This window comes from Albimonas donghaensis, from assembly GCF_900106695.1.
Taxonomy (GTDB): domain Bacteria; phylum Pseudomonadota; class Alphaproteobacteria; order Rhodobacterales; family Rhodobacteraceae; genus Albimonas; species Albimonas donghaensis.
The window spans coordinates 779,597-797,543 of the sequence record NZ_FNMZ01000002.1 but is presented as its reverse complement, the minus strand read 5'-3'; the positions used below and the strand labels follow the sequence as shown (position 1 = coordinate 797,543).

The following is a 17,947-nucleotide window of genomic DNA, read 5'->3' as shown; positions in this document are numbered from 1 at the left end:
CGCGGCGCTGTGATGCCGCCTCTTCGTCTTCATCTCGTTCGTCCTCGATCTGCGACGAACCAAGCTTAGCCGCCTGTCTGGGAAGCGGGGACCACCTCAGTTGTCCGGCCTGCGAACGTAGCGGGTGGCGAGGCCGCGGACACCGGGCCTGAAATGGCGCTGCGAAGGGCCTTCATGCGCGAGGCTGCCGATTCCGCCTCCATCGCCGCGATTTGCCGGGAAAACCCGATATCGCGATCCCCGGCCGACGCATCGTGATCTTCGTCCACGGGTGCTGCTGGCATCGCCACGCTGGGCGCCGCTTCGCGACCACCCCCTCGACCCGCGTCGCATTCCGGTCCCGGCGGTTCGGAGAGGACGTTGCTCGTGACGCCCGGAAACGAGGTGCGTTTCTTAAGCTCGGCTGGTGTGTCGCGACGGTGCGGGAATGCCAGGTCCACACGGGCGTGGCCGGCGAGACGGTCTCAATCCTTTCGGTATGGATTGAGCGCTCGGGCGACGCGTTCGGGCTGCCTCCGCCGGCCTATGCGCAACGCGGAGCGGAAAGGCGGACGCGGGTTGGGAGCGCCGAGGCCTGCGGCCTGCGCGGACATTACTCCGAGGATTCGCCGGTATCTCCCGTCAGTCGCCACGGCAGAGGGTCTTGCGACATGGCCGCATGCGTGAGGCGGCCGCCCGCTTCGGGATCATGATGTTCAGGCGCAGGAGCTTTCGTCGGCATGTCTCGATGTCGTTGGATCGCTCCAAGCTGTACCGAGTTCGTGCCGGAATCCCCTGAATCTCGGGCGTTCTCGGACGGCGACAAGGCGCAGCGCGAATCCCGGCGCAGCATAAAGTATCTGAGAACAGGGGAGATTTGGTGCACCCGACACGATTCGAACGTGTGACCTCTGCCTTCGGAGGGCAGCGCTCTATCCAGCTGAGCTACGGGTGCTTCGACGCCGGTCTATAGACTACGCGTCGGCGCGGCGCAACGCGGGAAAACGAGGGAGCCCGCGCCTGCGCGCGTCCGCCCGCCGACCGGCCGGGCGCCCCGCCCCCGCGCTGGCTCAGGTCTTCTTGCGCGAGGCCTTCTCGGCGATGCCGGACACGCCCTCGCGCGCTTCCAGAACCCGGGCCACGTCCGCCAGCGACAGCCCGCGCGAGGCCAGCATGACCATCAGGTGATAGAGCGCGTCGGCGGATTCGAGCTTCAGTTCCTCGCGATCGTCGACCGAGGCGGCGATCACCGCCTCCACCGCTTCCTCGCCGAATTTCTGGGCGCATTTCAGCGGCCCCTTGGCGAAGAGCCGGGCGGTGTGGCTGCTGTCGGGATCGGCCCCGCGGCGGGCGCGGATCGCGGCGTCGAGCCGGGCGATCACGGCCAGGTCCGTGTCGGCGACGGCGGCGCCGGCGGGGGTGGGGGCGGTCTTGGTGGGCATGGCGGAGCCTCGCGGAATCGGCGGCGCGGAAATCGGGGAACAGGCGGGGGCGGGAGCGGCGAATTTCAGGCGGGGCGGACGGGGATGCCGGCCCCGGCCATCACCGCCTTGGCCTCGCCGATGGTGTGGTGGCCGAAATGAAAGATCGAGGCGGCCAGCACGGCGGAGGCATGGCCCTCCGTCACCCCTTCGACCAGATGGTCGAGCGTCCCGACCCCGCCCGAGGCGATGACCGGGATGCCCACGGCGTCGGCGATGGCGCGGGTCAGGGGCAGGTTGTAGCCGGCCCGCGTGCCGTCGCGGTCCATGGAGGTCAGCAGGATCTCTCCCGCGCCTTTCGATTCCATGAGCAGGGCGAACTCCACCGCGTCGATGCCGGTGCGGGTGCGCCCGCCATGGGTGAAGATCTCCCAGCGGCCGGGCTCGACCGTCTTGGCGTCGATGGCGACGGTGATGCACTGGGCGCCGAATTTCTCGGAGGCGCGGGCGACCACGTCGGGATCGGCCACGGCGGCGGTGTTGAACGACACCTTGTCGGCGCCGGCCAGCAGCAGGGCGCGGACGTCCTCGGGCGTGCGCACGCCGCCGCCGATGGTCAGCGGCATGAAGCATTGCTCGGCGGTGCGGGCGGCGATGTCGAGGATGGTGCCGCGCTTTTCGTGGGAGGCGGCGATGTCGAGAAAGCACAGCTCGTCGGCGCCGGCGGCGTCATAGGCGCGGGCGGCCTCCACCGGGTCGCCGGCGTCGATGAGGTCGACGAAATTGACGCCCTTGACCACGCGGCCGTCCTTGACGTCGAGGCAGGGGATGACGCGGGTCTTGAGCATGGGGGATTCCCGTTCGGGGGCGCGGTTGCGGCCCCTATAGCGCCTTGCCGCGGGGGATTCCATGGGACCGGGCGGCGCGGGGCCAGGGGGCGCCGGTCGGGGGGCAGGCGGTGGTCAGACGGGGGCGGGCGGGGGACCGGGCCGCAGGCCGGCGCCGCGTCGAGGTTCCGCGCGCCGCCAGGTTCCGCTCGCGGCGCGCGGATACGGTGGCGCCCAGCGGCGCCGTTTCGGGCCTCGGGGGGGCGGGATCAGGCGGCGAGGAAGGCCGCGGCTTCGGCCGGGTCCAGCCGCCCGTCATAGAGCGCGCGGCCCGAGATCACCCCGTCCAGCGGCGCCCCGCAGGCCTTGGCGGCGCGGATGTCGTCCATCGACGCCACCCCGCCCGAGACGATGATCGGGATCGAAACCGCATGGGCCAGCGCCGCCGAGGCCTCGATATTGGCGCCGCCCATGGCCCCGTCCCGGTCGATGTCGGTGTGGATGATGGCGGCGACGCCGGCGTCCTCGAAACGGCGGGCGAGGTCGTGGGCGTCGATCTCGGTGGTTTCGGCCCAGCCCTCCACCGCGGCCTTGCCGTCGCGGGCGTCGATGCCGACCGCCACCTTGCCGGGGAAGGCGCGGGCGGCTTCCTTCACGAAATCGGGGTTGCGCACCGCGGCGGTGCCGAGGATGACGCGGGCCACGCCGCGGGTCAGCCAGGCCTCGACGCCCGCCATGTCGCGGATGCCGCCGCCGAGCTGGGCGGGAACGGTCAGCGCGCCGAGGATCGCCTCGACCGCCGCGCCGTTGGCCGACTGGCCGGCGAAGGCGCCGTCGAGGTCGACGATATGCAGCCAGCCGCAGCCGGCGTCCTGGAAGGCGCGGGCCTGGGCGGCCGGGTCGTCGTTGAAGACGGTGGCCGCCTCCATGTCGCCGCGCAGCAGGCGCACGCAGGCGCCGCCCTTCAGGTCGATGGCGGGGTAGAGGATCATGGCGCCGGTCTCCTGGATTGGCGGGCGGGGGGCTGGTGCGGGGGCCTGATGCGGGGGCCTGATGCGGGGGGGGCGTGCGGGGGCGGAATGCGGGCGGCGCAGATTTGGACCGCGCGGCGGCGGAAGGCAAGCCGGGGCCAAGAGGCGACGGTTCCGCCCTCGCCCGGCCCGCGACGCGCCGCGGGCGCCCGGGTTCCGCCGGCGTCCGGGTTGACGCGGCGCCCCCTCTCCGGCGGCGCGGGGCTCTCCCTCAGGGCGCCCAGCTCAGGAAGTTGGCGATCAGGCGCAGGCCGGTGGCCTGGCTTTTCTCCGGGTGGAACTGCGTGCCGACCATGTTGTCGCGCGCGATCATCGCGGTCACCGGGCCGCCATGCTCCACATGGGCGAAGCGGGTCGCGGGATCGGCGGGGGTCAGGTGGAAGGAATGCACGAAATAGGCGTGATCCCCGTCCGAAATCCCCTCCAGCAGCGGGTGCGGGCGGTCGATGACCAGCTCGTTCCAGCCCATATGCGGGATCTTCAGGGCCGGATCCGACGGCCGGATCAGGTCCACGTCCCCGGCGATCCAGCCGAACCCGTCATGCGCCCCATGCTCCAGCCCCCGGCTGGCCATCAGCTGCTGGCCGACGCAGATGCCGAGGAAGGGCGTGCCGGCGGCGACGCGGGACTCGATCGTCTCCCACATTTCGGGGACGGCCTTCAGCCCCTCGCGGCAATCCCCGAAGGCGCCGACGCCGGGCAGCACGATGCGGTCGGCCCGCGCGGCTTCGGCGGCGCTCGCGGTCACCAGGATCGGCCCGCCGGTCCCCGTCTCCCGCGCCATCCGTTCGAAGGACTTCGCGGCCGAATGCAGGTTGCCCGAGCCGTAGTCGATGATCGCCGTGGTCATAGCGTCCCCTTGGTCGACGGGATCGCGCCGGCCTGCCGCGGATCGACCTCCAGCGCCTCGCGCAGGGCGCGGGCGACGGCCTTGAAGGCGCTTTCGGCGATGTGGTGGGAATTGTCCCCGTCCAGCATCGCGACGTTGAGCGTCATGCGGGCGTTCATGGCGAAGGCGGTGAAGAACTCGCGCACCAGCTCGGTGTCGAAGCTCCCGATCTTCTGGGTGGGGAAGTCCACTTTCCACACCAGGAACGGCCGGCCCGAAAGGTCCAGCGCGGCGCGGGCCAGCGCTTCGTCCATCGGCAGCAGGCAGGACCCGTAACGCCGGATCCCGCGCTTGTCGCCCACCGCCTCGGCCAGCGCCTGGCCGAGCGCGATGCCCACGTCCTCCACCGAGTGGTGGTCGTCGATATGCAGGTCCCCGTCGCAGCGCACGGTGAGATCGCAGAGCGAGTGTCGGGCGAGCTGGTCGAGCATGTGGTCGAAGAACCCGACCCCGGTGCGGCAGTCATGCCGGCCGGTCCCGTCGAGATCGATCTCGACGGTGATGTCGGTCTCGTTGGTCTTGCGGGCGACGCGGGCGCTGCGCATGGGCGGATCCTCCGGGTTTCGGGACCGGGAGGGGGTATAGCGGCCGGGCGGCGCCGAGGGAAGCGGCGGCGGGGCCGCGGGGCGGGGGAGGCCGGCGGCGCCCGTTCCGGGCATTCGGATATCTGCGGCCGCAGGCGGCCTTCGGGCGCCCCTCTCCCTGTCCCTCTCCCCGGCGGGGGAGAGGGGAGCGGGAGGGGCGCCGACCCAGTGATCGGCGAGGGCCTCGCGGGTGGCGGGCACAAGAGCGCCGTTTTGCTGAGACGGCCCGGAGGCGGGCCTTGTGCAAGCGTGATGCGCGCCTTCGGCCGCCTCAAGGCCGGGCCGGCTGCGCCGGTCGCTTCGCGAGCCTTGACCCGGCCGAAGCCCCGCCGCCGGATTCCGTGCGGGGTGGGGGCCGCGGGGAGAGGGCGGTCTTGCGCCGGCCCTGCGGGGAGAAGACCTGCGGTTGCGCGGGGAGAGGGGGCGGGTCTTCAGCGCCATGCGAGGGAGGGCGCCCGTCTCGCGGGCTGGAGACCGGGCCATCCGCGCAGGTCTCGCCCCGCCGCGCGGGCGGGGCGGCGGCAAGCGGCGCGACGATCGGCGCGCGGCCCCCTCCGGACCCGCGGCGCGGGGCGGTCAGTGGTCCTTGGGGCGGTTCCGCTCGAACGCGGCCTGCTGGTCCGGCGCCGCCTCGGTCTGGTGCTTCGCGCGCCAGTCCTCGTAGGGCATCCCGTAGACGATCGCGCGGGCGTCCTCCTTGCCCAGCGGGATGCCCTCGGCGTTCGCCGCCTCCTGATACCAGCGGCTCAGGCAGTTGCGGCAGAACCCCGCCAGGTTCATCAGGTCGATGTTCTGCACGTCGGAGCGTTCGTCGAGATGCGCCAGAAGCCGGCGGAAGGCGGCGGCCTCCAGCTGTTCGCGCGCGGCTTCGAGCTCGGTGCGTGTGGCGTCGTCCATGGCGTCCTCCAGTCCGGCGCTCGTCCCCGCCCCGCCCCGCCCCGCTTCGCAAGCGGTGGCGCGGGGGTGGGGCGCGCCTCCCCCCGATCTAGGCGCCCTCGCGGTCCCGATCCAGTGCCAGCTCAACGGCATTTCGCAGGATCGGGGCCAGGCGCTCGGCCCAGACCGCCTGGCCCTCGGGGCTGGCGATCAGGTCGTTGCGAATCTCGATCAGCGCGTGCATCAGCCCGCGGCGGGTGCCGTGCACGTTCATCGTGTCGCCGTCGAGCGCGCCGAGATAGGGCTCGTTGTCCCCCACCACCAGGTCGCCTTCCTCGCGCAGCAGGCCCAGCAGCGGGGCCGGCAGCCGCTCGTCCCGGTCCCACAGCACGCTCACATGCCAGGGCCGGGGCGGGCGGCCGCGGAATTGCGGCGTGAACGAATGCATGGAGATCAGCACCGGCCGCACGCCCCGCGCCTCGGCCCGGTCGATGATCCCGCGGATCGCGTCGTGATAGGGCCGGTGCCAGTCGGCGAGCCTGCGCGCCACCTCGTCGGGCCCCGCATGGCGGTTGGCCGGGATCACCGAGCCGTCGTTGAGCCGCATCACCAGCGTCGGATCGTCCTCGCCCCGGTTGGGGTCGATCACCAGCCGCGAGAAGGTGGACAGCACCGCCGGGCAGCCCAGCCGCTCGGCCAGGGCCAGGGTCACGGCGCGGGCCCCGACGTCATAGGCGATATGGCGCGCCATGTCCTCGGGCGGCAGGCCGAGGTCGCCGCCGTTGATCTCCGCCGGCACCGTGTTGGCGGCGTGATCGCAGAGCAGCAGGATCGTGGGATCGGCGTCGGGGGCGACGATCTCGCAGGCTTGCATCGAGGGCATGGGCGCTCCGTTGGTTGCGGGCGCGAGCATAGGCGCGCGGCGCCGCGGGGCAAGGGCGGGCGCGCCCTCCGTCCCGTCCCGACCGGCGGGGCGGGTCGACGGCGACGCCCGCGCCCCCGTCGACCCGCCGCGCAGGCGAGCGGGCGCGGCCGGGCGCCCGGTCGGGGCGCGGCGTCCCCGACCCCCGCCGGCGGGGCCTCAGCCTTTCAGCTTGCGCTCCCGCGAGGCCAGCAGCTTCAGGCGCAGGGCGTTGAGCTGGATGAAGCCCTGGGCGTCCTTCTGGTCATAGGCGCCGGCGTCGTCCTCGAAGGTCACATGCGCCTCGGAATAGAGCGACCGCTCCGACCACCGCCCCACCACGTTGACCGAGCCCTTGTAGAGCTTCAGCCGCACCGTCCCGCAGACATGGGTCTGGGAATGGTCGATGGCCGCCTGCAGCATCTCCCGCTCGGGCGAGAACCAGAAGCCGTTGTAGATCAGCTCCGCGTAGCGGGGCATCAGCTCGTCCTTGAGATGCGCCGCGCCGCGGTCGAGCGTGATCTGCTCGATCCCGCGATGCGCCATCAGCAGGATGGTCCCGCCCGGCGTCTCGTAGATGCCGCGGGACTTCATGCCCACGAAGCGGCCCTCCACCAGGTCGAGCCGGCCGATGCCATGCTTGCGGCCGTAGTCGTTCAGCGCGGTCAGGACGGTGGCGGGGCTCATCGCCTCGCCGTTGATCGACACGGCGTCGCCGGCCTCGAAGCCCACCTCGATGAACTCGGGCGCGTCGGGCGCGTCCTCGGGGTTCACGGTGCGCTGGTAGACGTAATCGGGCGCGTCCACCGCCGGATCCTCCAGCACCTTGCCCTCCGACGAGGTGTGCAGAAGGTTCGCGTCGACCGAGAACGGGGCCTCGTTGCGCTTGTCGGTGGGCACCGGCACCTGGTGCTTCTCGGCCCAGGCGATCAGCGAGGTGCGCGAGGTCAGGTCCCACAGCCGCCAGGGCGCGATCACCTTGATGTCGGGGTTCAGCGCATAGGCCGACAGCTCGAACCGCACCTGGTCGTTGCCCTTGCCGGTGGCCCCGTGGGCCACGGCGTCGGCGCCGGTCATCTCGGCGATCTCCACCAGGCGCTTGGAGATCAGCGGGCGGGCGATGGAGGTGCCGAGCAGATACAGCCCCTCATAGACCGCGTTGGCGCGGAACATGGGGAAGACGAAATCGCGCACGAATTCCTCGCGCACGTCCTCGATGAAGATGTTCTCGGGCTTGATGCCCAGCAGCTCGGCCTTGGCGCGCGCCGGCTCCAGCTCCTCGCCCTGGCCGAGATCGGCGGTGAAGGTCACCACCTCGCAGCCGTATTCGACCTCCAGCCATTTGAGGATGATCGAGGTGTCGAGGCCGCCGGAATAGGCCAGGACGACTTTCTTGGGGGCGGACATGGGCGGGCTCTCGGGTCAGGCCGGGCGAGGGGCCGGGATCGGGAGCGGGGCCGGGCCGGGGCGCAGGGCCCCGGACGCGCGACCCCGCGGGGTCGGCCCCGCGCATAGCGCGCGGGCGCGGCGGGTTCAAGCCGGAGCGCGTTTCGGCGCGGGCGGGCAGCCCGGCGGCGCCCCTTGCGGGGCAAGCCCATGTCTGCGGCCGCAGGCGGCCTTCGGGGCGCCCCTCTCCCTGTCCCTCTCCCCGGTGGGGGAGAGGGGAGCGGGCGGCGGCCGACCCGGTGACCGGCGGGCCGGGCGCGTGTGGCGGGCCAGAGCGCCGTTGCGCCGAGAAGGCCCGGAAGCCGGCCTTGCGGGAGCGTGAGGCGAGCCTTCGTCCGCCTCGAGGCCGGGCTGGGCCGGGCCGGACGCTGCGCGGGCCTTGAGGCGGTCGACGTCTCTCGGCGCGGTCAGGGCGCCGGCCTACGGTATCAGGATCGCCCTGAAATCGTTGACATTGGTCAGGGTCGGGCCAGTGGTCACCAGGTCGCCCAGCGCCTCGAAGGCCGAGAAGGCGTCGTTGGCGTCCAGCTGCTGGCGCAGGTTCAGGCCCAGCGTCGCGGCCCGGGCGCGGGTGTCGGGGCCGATCATCGCGCCGGCATTGGTCTCCACCCCGTCGATGCCGTCGGTATCGGCGGCCAGCGCGTGGATGCCGCCGCCCGCAAGATCCTCGCCCAGCGCCAGCGCGAGGGCCAGCAGGAACTCCGCGTTGCGCCCACCCCGCCCGTCGCCGCGCACCGTCACCGTGGTCTCCCCGCCCGAGAGCAGCACGCAGGGCCGCGCCGCGGGCTGGCCGTGGCGCAGGACCTGACGGGCGATGCCGGCCATGACCGTGGCGACCTCGCGGGCCTCGCCTTCGAGGGAATCGCCCAGGATCAACGGGGTCAGCCCGGCCTTGCGCGCGGCGGCGGCGGCGGCCTCCAGCGCCATTTGCGGGGTGGCGAGCATCCGGAAGTCCTGGGGGGCGAGCGCCGGGGCCGGGTTCGCGGCCATGGCCTCCGCCAGGTGGTCCGGCAGGGCCACCCCGCGCCGGGCGAGGATGGCCTCGGGCGCCTCGCCTTCGGGCAGAGGGACCGTGGGGCCCGAGCCGATCACCGCCGGCGCGTCGCCGGGCACGTCCGAGATCGCCCAGGTCACGCAGGCCGCGCCCCGCGCCCCGGCGACCGCGGCCAGCCGCCCGCCCTTCACCGCGGACAGCGCCTGGCGCACCCGGTTCATCTCGTCGATCGGCGCGCCGGAGCGCAGCAGCGCCCGCCCGATCGCCTGCTTGTCGCCCAGGCTCACCCCCGCCGCCGGCGCCGCCAGCAGGGCCGAGGCGCCGCCCGACATCAGGAACACCACCAGGTCGTCGGGCCCGGCCTCGGCCGCCAGCGCCAGGATGCGGCGGGCGGCGGTCTCTCCGGCGGCGTCGGGGACGGGGTGGGAGGCCTCGGCGACCTCGATGGCGCGGGTGGGCGCGCCATGGCCGCGGCGGGTGACCACGAGGCCCTCGGGCAGGGCGCCGGCATGGGCCTCCCACGCGTCCTCGAAGGCGGCGGCCATGCGGGCGGCGGCCTTGCCGGCGCCCAGCACCAGGGTGCGGCCGCGCGGGGGGGAGGGGAGGGGGGCGTAGCGGCCTTCCGGTCCGGCGGCGTCGAGGGCGGCGCGGAACAGGGTGCCGAGCAGGGCGCGCGGGTCCATGGGTCCTCCGGTTTCGGCCTGGGGCGGGCGCCCGGGCCGTTGTGGAGCGGGCAGTGTCGCGTCGCGGGCGGGCGGGCGCAAGGGCGGGCGCGGCGGGAGCGGGGGCGAGGGCCGGGGCGGAGGCAGGGCGGGGGCGCCGCGTCCGCTGAAGCGCCCGGCGGCGCCCGGGCGCCCGCGGCGCGCTGCGACGAAGGCGCGGGCGGCGAGGTCTCGGGTCGCCGGGGCCGGGGAGCGGCGGCGAGCGTGGATCTCCCGGCCCCGGCCCGACGCTCCACCGGGCGCGCCCTCGAACGGGCTCGCTCCCGAGTCCCGGCCATGGTCCGAGCGCTCGCCCGGGGTCCGTTCCGCGCGCCCCCGGTGGAACTGGCCGGCCGGCGCGCGCCCCGCCCCGACCGCCCCCCCGGGTGGCGTCCCCGCCCCCGCTTCCCTATATGCGGGCCGAGCCGCAACGCCCCATCCGAACCCCATCACCAAGCAAGGCGGAGACCCATGAGCGACGACACCTTCCCCGGCTGGCACGGCACCACCATCCTCGCGGTGCGCCGCGGCGGCCGCGTCGTCGTCGCCGGCGACGGCCAGGTCAGCCTCGGCCAGACCGTCATCAAGGGCTCGGCCCGCAAGGTCCGCCGCCTCGCCCCCGGCGGCCAGGAAGTGGTGGCGGGCTTCGCCGGCTCCACCGCCGACGCCTTCACCCTGCTGGAGCGGCTGGAGACCAAGCTCGAAGCCCAGCCCGGCCAGCTTCTGCGCGCCTGCGTCGACCTCGCCAAGGACTGGCGCACCGACAAGTACCTGCGAAATCTCGAGGCCATGCTGATCGTCACCGACGGCGCCCAGCTGTTCGTCATCACCGGCGCCGGCGATGTGCTGGAGCCCGAGCATGACGTGGCCGCCATCGGCTCGGGCGGGAATTTCGCGCTCGCCGCCGCCCGCGGGCTGATGGAGACGGATCTGGACGCCGAGGCCGTGGCCCGCGCCGCCATGGCCATCGCCGCCGATATCTGCGTCTACACCAACGGCAACCTGACGGTGGAATCCATTGCCGCCTGACGCCGCGCCGACCGCTCCGGACGCGCCCCCCTCCGACGCCGTTCTGAACGCCGGCGACCTGCGCGCCGCCGTCGGCGCCGGGCTGGTGACCGAGGCGCAGGCCGTGCGGCTCGCCGCCCTCGGCCAGTCCCGCCGCGGTCTGCGCGCGCGGGTCGGCGACGAGCCGTTCGAGCTGTTCCGCGGCCTCAACGACGTCTTCGTGGCGGTCGGCGTCGCGGCGCTGGGCCTGGGGCTGTGGCTGCTCGGCCTCGCCTTCGGGGACGCCGGGCCGGGCCTGCTGGGCATGGCCGGGTCCTGGGCGCTGGCCGAGTATCTCACCCGCATCCGCCGCATGACGCTGCCCAGCCTGCTGCTCGCCATCGGCTTCGCGGCCTCCGCCGCCATAGCCGCCGCCGGCTTCGCGCCCATGGTCGGGCACGGGGCGCTGGCCCTGCAGGGCGGCCTCGCCTCGGCCGCAGCCGGCGCCGCCGCGATCGCCTTCTTCCTGCGCTTCCGCCTGCCCTTCGCGCTGTTCCTCGCCGCGCTCGCGGCCTACGCGGCGTTGATGAGCGCGCTGATCATCGACATCGACGCGGTCGCCATCCAGGTGATCGAGGGCGGCGGGATCGAGGCGCTGTTCGACCTCGGCGCCTCCTCGGCCTTCGCCATCGCCACGCTGGTCTTCGGGCTGGCCTGCTTCGCGCTGGCGCTGTCCTTCGACCTGCGCGACCCGCACCGGGTCACGCGGCTTTCCGCCTGCGGGTTCTGGCTGCACCTCGCCGCCGGGCCCGCCATCGTCAACACCGTCGCCCTGTCGCTGCTGCGCGATCCCGGCCCCGCCTCGGGCGCCGCCATGGGCCTGTTCCTGGCGGCGCTGGCCGGCCTCGCGCTGGCGCTCGACCGTCGCTCGCTGCTGCTGGCGGCGGCGGCCTATCTCGCCTCCATGGTCTGGGGCGTCGCCCAGGCCGCGACGCTGGGGCCGGCCGGCGGGCTGATGCTGCTGGGCGCCGCCGTGGTGGGCCTCGGCGCCGGCTGGACCGGCCTGCGCGCCCTCCTGATGCGGGCGCTGCCCGATTTCCCCGGCAAGGACCGCCTGCCGCCCTGGACGCCGAACCTCCCGGAGACCCCTCTATGACCGACCTGACCCCGCGCGAGATCGTCTCGGAGCTCGACCGCTTCATCATCGGCCAGGCCGACGCCAAGCGCGCCGTCGCGGTGGCCCTGCGCGCCCGCTGGCGCCGCCGCCGCCTGCCCGCCGAGATGCAGCCCGAGGTCACCCCCAAGAACATCCTGATGATCGGGCCGACCGGCGTCGGCAAGACCGAGATCAGCCGCCGGCTGGCGAAGCTCGCCCGCGCGCCCTTCCTGAAGGTCGAGGCCACCAAGTTCACCGAGGTCGGCTATGTCGGCCGCGACGTGGAGCAGATCGTGCGCGACCTGGTGGAATCCGCCATCGTCATGGTCCGCGAGCAGCGGCGCGAGGAGATGCAGGCCCGCGCCCACCAGGCGGCGGAGGAGCGCGTGCTCGACGCGCTCACCGGCCCCGGCTCGCGCGAGGGCACGCGGGAGATGTTCCGCCGCAAGCTGCGGGCGGGGGAGCTGGACGACACCGAGATCGAGATCGAGGTCTCCGACCAGTCCAACCCGCTGGCCATGTTCGACATTCCCGGCCAGCAGCCAGGGCAGATGGCGGATCTGGGCGCGATCTTCGGCAAGGCGATGGGCGGGCGCACCAGGAAGCGCAAGGTCAAGGTCCGCGACAGCCATGACCTGCTGATCGCCGAGGAGGCCGACAAGCTCGTGGACCAGGAACGCGTCACCCGCGATGCGGTCGAGGCGGTGGAGCAGTCGGGCATCGTCTTCCTCGACGAGATCGACAAGGTCTGCGCGCGTGAGGGCGCCCGGGGGGCCGACGTCTCCCGCGAAGGCGTGCAGCGCGATCTGCTGCCGCTGATCGAGGGCACGACGGTTTCCACCAAGCACGGGCCGGTGAAGACCGACCATGTGCTGTTCATCGCCTCGGGGGCGTTCCACGTCGCCAAGCCCTCGGACCTGCTGCCGGAACTGCAGGGCCGTCTGCCGATCCGGGTGGAGCTGGGCGCGCTGACCGAGGCCGATTTCGTGCGCATCCTGACCGAGACCGACAACGCGCTGACCGGCCAGTACACCGCCCTGCTGGCGACCGAGGGCGTGACCGTGACCTTCGCCGAAAGCGGCGTGGCGGCGCTGGCCGAGATCGCGGCGGAGGTGAATCGGACGGTGGAGAATATCGGCGCCCGGCGCCTCTACACCATCCTGGAGCGGGTGTTCGAGGAGCTGAGCTTCGAGGCCCCCGACCGCGACGGCCAGGCCGTGGAGATCGACCGGGCCTATGTCGAGGCCCGCGTCGCCTCGCTGGCCAGGTCCACGGACATGAGCCGCTACGTGCTCTGAGCCGGGGCTTCGGGTTCGCAGGGGCGGCGCGGGCGGCCCTCGCTTCGCTGCGCTCCGCATCGCCCCGCCCGGCCGTCCCCGCTCCTGCGCCCGGCGGAGCCTGCGTCGCCCGGGCTTCCGGCGGGGCGGAACCCGGCGCGCCGCGCCCTCCCATCCGTTTCGCCCGCCTGCCGCGAGCCGCCCCTCTCCCACGCTGGGGGAAAGCTGGGTCCGCCGAGGTCGCGGGCCCCTCGCCGCTCGCGCCCTGGCGCCACATCTCCGCGCGCCGCGGGCGCCCCGGTGCAGCCCGCGCGCCCTGGACGCGGCGCCTGCGATCCGGCCGACCTTCGGCCCGACGCCGATCCCCGCGCGCGTCGCGGGCCGCTCAGCCGTCACGCCGCGCGGCGACCGCCCGGCGCGGGAGGCGGGACACGGGACACGGGACACGGGGCGCGGGACACGGGGCGCAGGCGGCGTGACATGCGGCACGCCGCGCGCATAGGCTGCGCCACCATGCGCATGCCCCGCGCCAGCGAAGGACCCGCCCCATGACCGACGCCGCCGCGCCCAAACCCGCCCCGGCCCCGCTCTGGACCGAGACCCCGGCCGAGCGCGCGCTGCTGGAACGCGACATGCTCTACCTGCCCGACAGCCCGCCGCCCTCGCTGGAGCGGCTGGCCTCCTCGCGCCTCCTGCGCCGGATCAACACCATCCGCACCATCCGCCGCGCCTCGCGCAACCTGCTGGACATGGTGCATCCGGACCTCGCCCATCGCCGCTGGCACGCCACCCGCGTCGGGCCCGAGGTCGTCATCACCATCAACGACCCCGACCTCGCCCGCCACGTCCTCCAGGCCAACGCCGGCAACTACGTGAAGGGCCGCTTCTACGATATCGTCTTCGCGAAATTCCTCGGCGCCTCCAGCCTGACGCTGGACGGCCCCGCCTGGCGTCAGCGCCGCCGCCTGATCTCGCCCGCCTTCAACGCCCGCGCCATCCGCGGGGTCGAGGACATCGTGGCCCGCCATGTGGAGGCCATGCTGGACCGCTGGCGCGCCGTCGCCGGAGCCTCCCCGCAGGGCGGCGAGATCGACCTCAGCGCCGAGGTCTCCGAACTCGCCATGCGGGTGGCGATGGAGGCGTTCTTCTCCTCGGACATGGGCGAGGAGACGGCGCGCATCGGCCGGCTCATGGACATCACCATCACCGATGCCGGCTCGCCGCCCTTCGCCGACGTGATGGGGCTGGGGAAATGGGCGCCGCGCCGGTCCCGCAAGGCGGCGATGGAGGCGCTGGAGGCGCTCGACGCCTGGCTGCTGCCGCTGATCGACGCCCGTCTCGCGCGGCGGGCGGACGGGGCGGGAGAGCCCGATTCCCCCGACCTGCTCGACATCCTGGTCCATGCCCGCGACGAGGAGACCGGCGCCCTGCTCGACCGCGGCGCCATCCGCAACGAGGTGCTGACCCTCTTCGCCGCCGGGCACGAGACCACGGCCCTGTCGCTGGTCTGGGGCCTCGACCGGCTGTCGCGGGAGCCCGTGTGGCAGGACCGCCTGGCCGGCGTCGCGGGGGCGGCGGCCGAGGCCGCGGGCGCGCCGCTGGACCCCGCCGGAGCCAAGGCGGCGGCGGAGCTTCCCGCCGCCTATGACGAGATCCTGCGCCTCTACCCGCCGGCCTTCACCGTCGGGCGACAGGCGATCGAGGCCGACCGGTTCGAGGACCTGGAGATCCCCGCCGGCGCCCGCATGCAGGTGGTGATCGGGCTCATCCACCGCAACGCGCGCCTGTGGGAGGCGCCGGGCAAGTTCGACCCGGGGCGCTTCCTGGGCGATGCGAAGACCGGCCGGCACCCCTTCGCGCATATCCCCTTCGGGGCGGGGCCGCGGATCTGCGTCGGCCTTGCGCTGGCGCGGCTGGAGGGGCTGATGGTTCTGGCCCGCGCGCTGCCCGACCTGCGCCTCAGCCCCGCCGGCCCGCCGCCCGACCCGCTGGGCAAGATCACCCTGCGCACCAAGGCGCCCGTGCGCCTGCATGTCGCTCTGCGCCGCGCGGCGGAGGGCTAGGCCGGCGCGCGCGGCCCTCGCTCCGCTGCGCTCCGCATCGCCCCGCCCGGCCGTCCCCTTTCCTGGGCATGTCGCCGGGGGCGTCTCGACTGCGGGCAGGGGGCGGGGAGGGGCGACCGTCCCCCGGCAGATCCCAGCCCGCCAGGGCCCGGATCCCGGACGCTCCCCGGACGGCCCTGCCTCCGCATCCCGCCAGGGCCCCCGCGCCGAGCGAAGACCGCGGATCGCCCCGCGGGTCCCGGAGGGTCGGGGCGCCGCGCAAGCCCCGCTCAAGCGCGACCGGTCCCGAATCCCCGCCCGGCGGGTCGGCTTCCTGCCTTCGCCCTCCCGCCTCCGCCCTCTCGACCCGCGCCGCCGCCGCCCCGCGCCGCGGGCGCTTCGGCGCAACCGGGCGCGGCCTCGACGCGGCGCCTCCCCCGACGCGTGAGGGCTCGCCTTCCGGCCGGGTGCGTGGTCAGTAAGCCCATGCTCACGCCGCCCGCATCTCCGCCCTCCCGACCGGCCGCGCAGGACGCCTCCGGGCCCGCGGGCGATATCGAGGGCGGGCTCGGCGGCTTCCTCTCCGCCAACGCCCGCTGGTTGGGGGCCGGGGCGCTGATGACCTTCGCGTCCTCCTTCGGGCAGACCTTCTTCATCTCGCTCTCGGCCGGCGAGATCCGGGGCGAGTTCGGGCTCAGCCATGGCGAATGGGGCGGGATCTACACGCTGGGCACCCTCGCCTCCGCCGCCACCATGCTCTGGGCCGGCGGGCTCGCCGATCGGGTCCGCGCCGGGCGGCTGGCCGGCGCGCTGATGGCCCTGCTGGCCGGGGCCTGCCTGGTCATGGCCGCCTCGCCCGTCGCCGCCGCCCTGGTCGGCGCGGTGTTCCTGCTGCGGCTCTTCGGGCAGGGGATGCTCTACCACACCGCCATGGTCTGCATGGGGCGCTGGTTCGCCCGCCGCCGCGGCCGCGCCGTGGCCATCGCCGGGCTCGGCATCGCGGTCGGCGAGGCGCTGCTGCCGCTGGGCTTCGTGGCGCTGACCGGGCTGGTGGGCTGGCGCGGCGGCTGGATCGCGGCGGCCTGCCTGGCGCTGGCCCTCGCGCCCCTCGCCCCGCTCTGGCTGCGGCGCGAGCGGCGTCCGGGCGCCCCCGGCGCGGCCTCCGAGACCCCAGGCCTCGGCGGCCGCCACTGGACCCGGCCGCAGGCGCTGCGGCACTGGCTGTTCATCGCCACCTTCCCCGCCTTCCTCGCGCAGCCGGTGTTCTCCACCGCCTTCTTCTTCCAGCAGGCGCATCTGGCCGACATCAAGGGCTGGACGCTCGCCCAGTTCGTGGCGCTGTTCCCGCTCTACGTCGCCGCGGCGATCCCGATGACCTTCCTCGGCGGCTGGATCGTGGACCGGGTGGGGGCGCGCCGCGCGGCGCCCGCCTGGCCGCTGCTGCTGGCGCTGGCGCTCGGCGCGGCGTCCTTCGGGCAGGGGCTGGCCGCCGCGGCGGCGATCATGGCGCTGATGGGGGCCATGCAGGGCTACGGGTCCGCGGTCGCCGGGGCCTGGTGGCCCGAGATCTACGGGACCCGCCACCTGGGCGCGATCCGGGCGGCGGCGGCCTCGGTCATGGTCTTCGCGACGGCGCTGGGCCCTGGATTGTCAGGTATGCTCATCGACGCAGGAGTCGGATTGGAAACCCAATTGTCAGGAATGTCGTTATACAGTCTTCTGATGGCCGGCGTGTTCCGGTGGGTGGATCGGAGGGCGGGACGTGATCCCGACCTCTTGGAAAGGGTGAAATGAACAAGCGGTCGGGCGGACGAAGCAAGAAGGCGGATCCTCTGGGCCCGTGGCGGATCTGGACGGACCTGTGGACCCAGCAGACGGAGACGGCGGTCGCTTCGGCCGAGGTCATCGCGCGGCGGTCCATGATGATGATGACCGGGTCGATGACCACGGAAGAGGCCATGCGGATGGTCACGGAAAAGCACACCGCCTTCACGCGGGGGATCGAGGCGGCGGCGCTGGCCCTGGCCTCCGGGGCGACGCCCGAGCACGCGCTTTACGACGCGACCGAGCCGGTGGCCGTGCGGGTGCGCAGCAACGCGCGCCGTCTTCGGGGCTGAAGTTTCGGGCGGCGGGGGACGTCGCGGGCGGCCCTCGGGTCGCTGCGCGCCCCATCGCCCCGCCCGGCCGTCCCCGCAGCGGGACGCGGCCGCGGGCCGCGCGAGGCATGACGGGGCGCGGTGGCGGTGAGGCGCGAGGCGGGGCGAGGGCGCTCAGTCCTCCGAGGCCGCGCCGCCGCCGGGAATATACACCCGCCGCAGCGGGATCAGCCGCTGCCAGCGCGGCTCGAACTTGTGATAGTGATTGTAGATCAAGGCGATGAGCGCATCGCCATCGACCAGCCGCAGGTTCGGTTTGCTGCGCTCGAACACCCGCGCGTCGTTGGTGAACCCGCCCAGCGTCTCGAACAGCCCATGCTCGCCGGTCTCGATCGCGCCATGCAGCTGCTGCACCGCGGGCCGGCCGATCTGGTCCAGAACCTGCTTCACCTGCACCTTGATGATCGGCGGCTCGAAGCCCAGCTCGTCGCGATGCGCGATCACGTCCACCCGGCCGTCGCCCGAGGCCTTGGTGACCCGTGCGTGATACCCCATGCAGGTCAGCGGATGCGCCCCGAAATGCTCGAAACGATGATGCTCGAACCGATAATGCGTCCGGCCTGATTTCAGACGTTTGAGGATGAGATCCCCGGCGGTCTCCTCGACCTGGGCCGAGACCCGGAGCCGGGTGATCGCCAAGCGGATCCCCGGCAGGGCCGACTTCGAGAACATGGCCCATG

The 17,947-nt window shown here is 73.8% G+C and carries 16 protein-coding genes, 1 tRNA gene and 1 pseudogene; 7 read left to right on the top strand and 11 right to left on the bottom strand.

Annotated elements, in window-relative coordinates:
* Positions 1-173: 173 nt before the first annotated feature.
* A pseudogene (locus tag BLV24_RS23025) lies at positions 174-692 on the top strand (hypothetical protein); the annotation flags it as partial.
* Positions 693-857: 165 nt separating this feature from the next.
* Here the strand turns inward: BLV24_RS23025 and BLV24_RS09520 are convergent.
* From BLV24_RS09520 to BLV24_RS09475, 10 genes are all read right to left on the bottom strand, one after another.
* Positions 858-934, bottom strand: a tRNA-Arg gene (locus BLV24_RS09520).
* 115 nt (positions 935-1,049) lie between these two features.
* Positions 1,050-1,367: a phosphoribosyl-ATP diphosphatase gene (locus BLV24_RS09515; RefSeq protein WP_092681060.1), complete on the bottom strand. Its 318-nt coding sequence runs from the start codon at positions 1,365-1,367 to the stop codon at positions 1,050-1,052.
* 119 nt (positions 1,368-1,486) lie between these two features.
* Complete coding sequence (hisF, locus tag BLV24_RS09510; RefSeq protein ID WP_092680926.1) at positions 1,487-2,248, bottom strand: imidazole glycerol phosphate synthase subunit HisF; 762 nt, start codon at positions 2,246-2,248, stop codon at positions 1,487-1,489.
* Between the two features lie 248 nt (positions 2,249-2,496).
* A complete protein-coding gene (gene hisA / locus BLV24_RS09505; protein ID WP_092680924.1) occupies positions 2,497-3,219 on the bottom strand; it encodes a 1-(5-phosphoribosyl)-5-[(5-phosphoribosylamino)methylideneamino]imidazole-4-carboxamide isomerase in 723 nt (240 codons plus the stop codon).
* A 250-nt stretch (positions 3,220-3,469) separates the two neighbouring features.
* Complete coding sequence (gene hisH / locus BLV24_RS09500; RefSeq protein WP_092680921.1) at positions 3,470-4,108, bottom strand: imidazole glycerol phosphate synthase subunit HisH; 639 nt, start codon at positions 4,106-4,108, stop codon at positions 3,470-3,472.
* A complete protein-coding gene (gene hisB, locus BLV24_RS09495; RefSeq protein WP_092680919.1) occupies positions 4,105-4,692 on the bottom strand; it encodes an imidazoleglycerol-phosphate dehydratase HisB in 588 nt (195 codons plus the stop codon). The genes hisH and hisB overlap by 4 nt, the downstream gene beginning before the upstream one ends.
* A gap of 615 nt (positions 4,693-5,307) precedes the next feature.
* A complete protein-coding gene (locus BLV24_RS09490; RefSeq protein ID WP_092680917.1) occupies positions 5,308-5,628 on the bottom strand; it encodes a DUF1244 domain-containing protein in 321 nt (106 codons plus the stop codon).
* Positions 5,629-5,716: 88 nt separating this feature from the next.
* A complete protein-coding gene (locus BLV24_RS09485; protein ID WP_245710474.1) occupies positions 5,717-6,490 on the bottom strand; it encodes an N-formylglutamate amidohydrolase in 774 nt (257 codons plus the stop codon).
* Positions 6,491-6,688: 198 nt separating this feature from the next.
* Positions 6,689-7,915 carry an argininosuccinate synthase gene (locus BLV24_RS09480; RefSeq protein WP_092680913.1) on the bottom strand — a complete coding sequence of 409 codons (1,227 nt, stop codon included), beginning with the start codon at positions 7,913-7,915 and terminating at the stop codon, positions 6,689-6,691.
* Between the two features lie 459 nt (positions 7,916-8,374).
* Positions 8,375-9,631 (bottom strand): glycerate kinase type-2 family protein, encoded by a 1,257-nt coding sequence (locus tag BLV24_RS09475; protein ID WP_092680911.1) that lies wholly within the window; start codon positions 9,629-9,631, stop codon positions 8,375-8,377.
* A gap of 489 nt (positions 9,632-10,120) precedes the next feature.
* On the opposite strand from BLV24_RS09475, the gene hslV reads away from it, so the two are divergent.
* The 6 genes from hslV (at position 10,121) to BLV24_RS09445 (ending at position 17,228) form a co-directional block, all read left to right on the top strand.
* Entirely contained in the window at positions 10,121-10,678 is a 558-nt protein-coding gene (gene hslV / locus BLV24_RS09470; RefSeq protein ID WP_092680909.1) for an ATP-dependent protease subunit HslV, read from the top strand.
* The gene (locus BLV24_RS09465; RefSeq protein WP_092680907.1) at positions 10,668-11,792 is read left to right on the top strand and encodes a hypothetical protein; all 1,125 of its coding nucleotides are present in this window, start codon (positions 10,668-10,670) and stop codon (positions 11,790-11,792) included. The genes hslV and BLV24_RS09465 overlap by 11 nt, the downstream gene beginning before the upstream one ends.
* A complete protein-coding gene (gene hslU, locus BLV24_RS09460; protein ID WP_092680905.1) occupies positions 11,789-13,090 on the top strand; it encodes an ATP-dependent protease ATPase subunit HslU in 1,302 nt (433 codons plus the stop codon). Before BLV24_RS09465 ends, hslU begins: the two co-directional genes overlap by 4 nt.
* 527 nt (positions 13,091-13,617) lie before the next feature.
* Positions 13,618-15,132 (top strand): cytochrome P450, encoded by a 1,515-nt coding sequence (locus BLV24_RS09455; protein WP_092680903.1) that lies wholly within the window; start codon positions 13,618-13,620, stop codon positions 15,130-15,132.
* A 465-nt stretch (positions 15,133-15,597) separates the two neighbouring features.
* Positions 15,598-16,905 (top strand): MFS transporter, encoded by a 1,308-nt coding sequence (locus BLV24_RS09450; RefSeq protein WP_092680901.1) that lies wholly within the window; start codon positions 15,598-15,600, stop codon positions 16,903-16,905.
* The gene (locus BLV24_RS09445) at positions 16,902-17,228 is read left to right on the top strand and encodes a hypothetical protein (protein ID WP_092680899.1); all 327 of its coding nucleotides are present in this window, start codon (positions 16,902-16,904) and stop codon (positions 17,226-17,228) included. Before BLV24_RS09450 ends, BLV24_RS09445 begins: the two co-directional genes overlap by 4 nt.
* A 153-nt stretch (positions 17,229-17,381) precedes the next feature.
* Here the strand turns inward: BLV24_RS09445 and BLV24_RS09440 are convergent, their stop codons facing one another.
* Positions 17,382-17,939: a restriction endonuclease gene (locus BLV24_RS09440; RefSeq protein WP_092680896.1), complete on the bottom strand. Its 558-nt coding sequence runs from the start codon at positions 17,937-17,939 to the stop codon at positions 17,382-17,384.
* Positions 17,940-17,947: the final 8 nt, after the last annotated feature.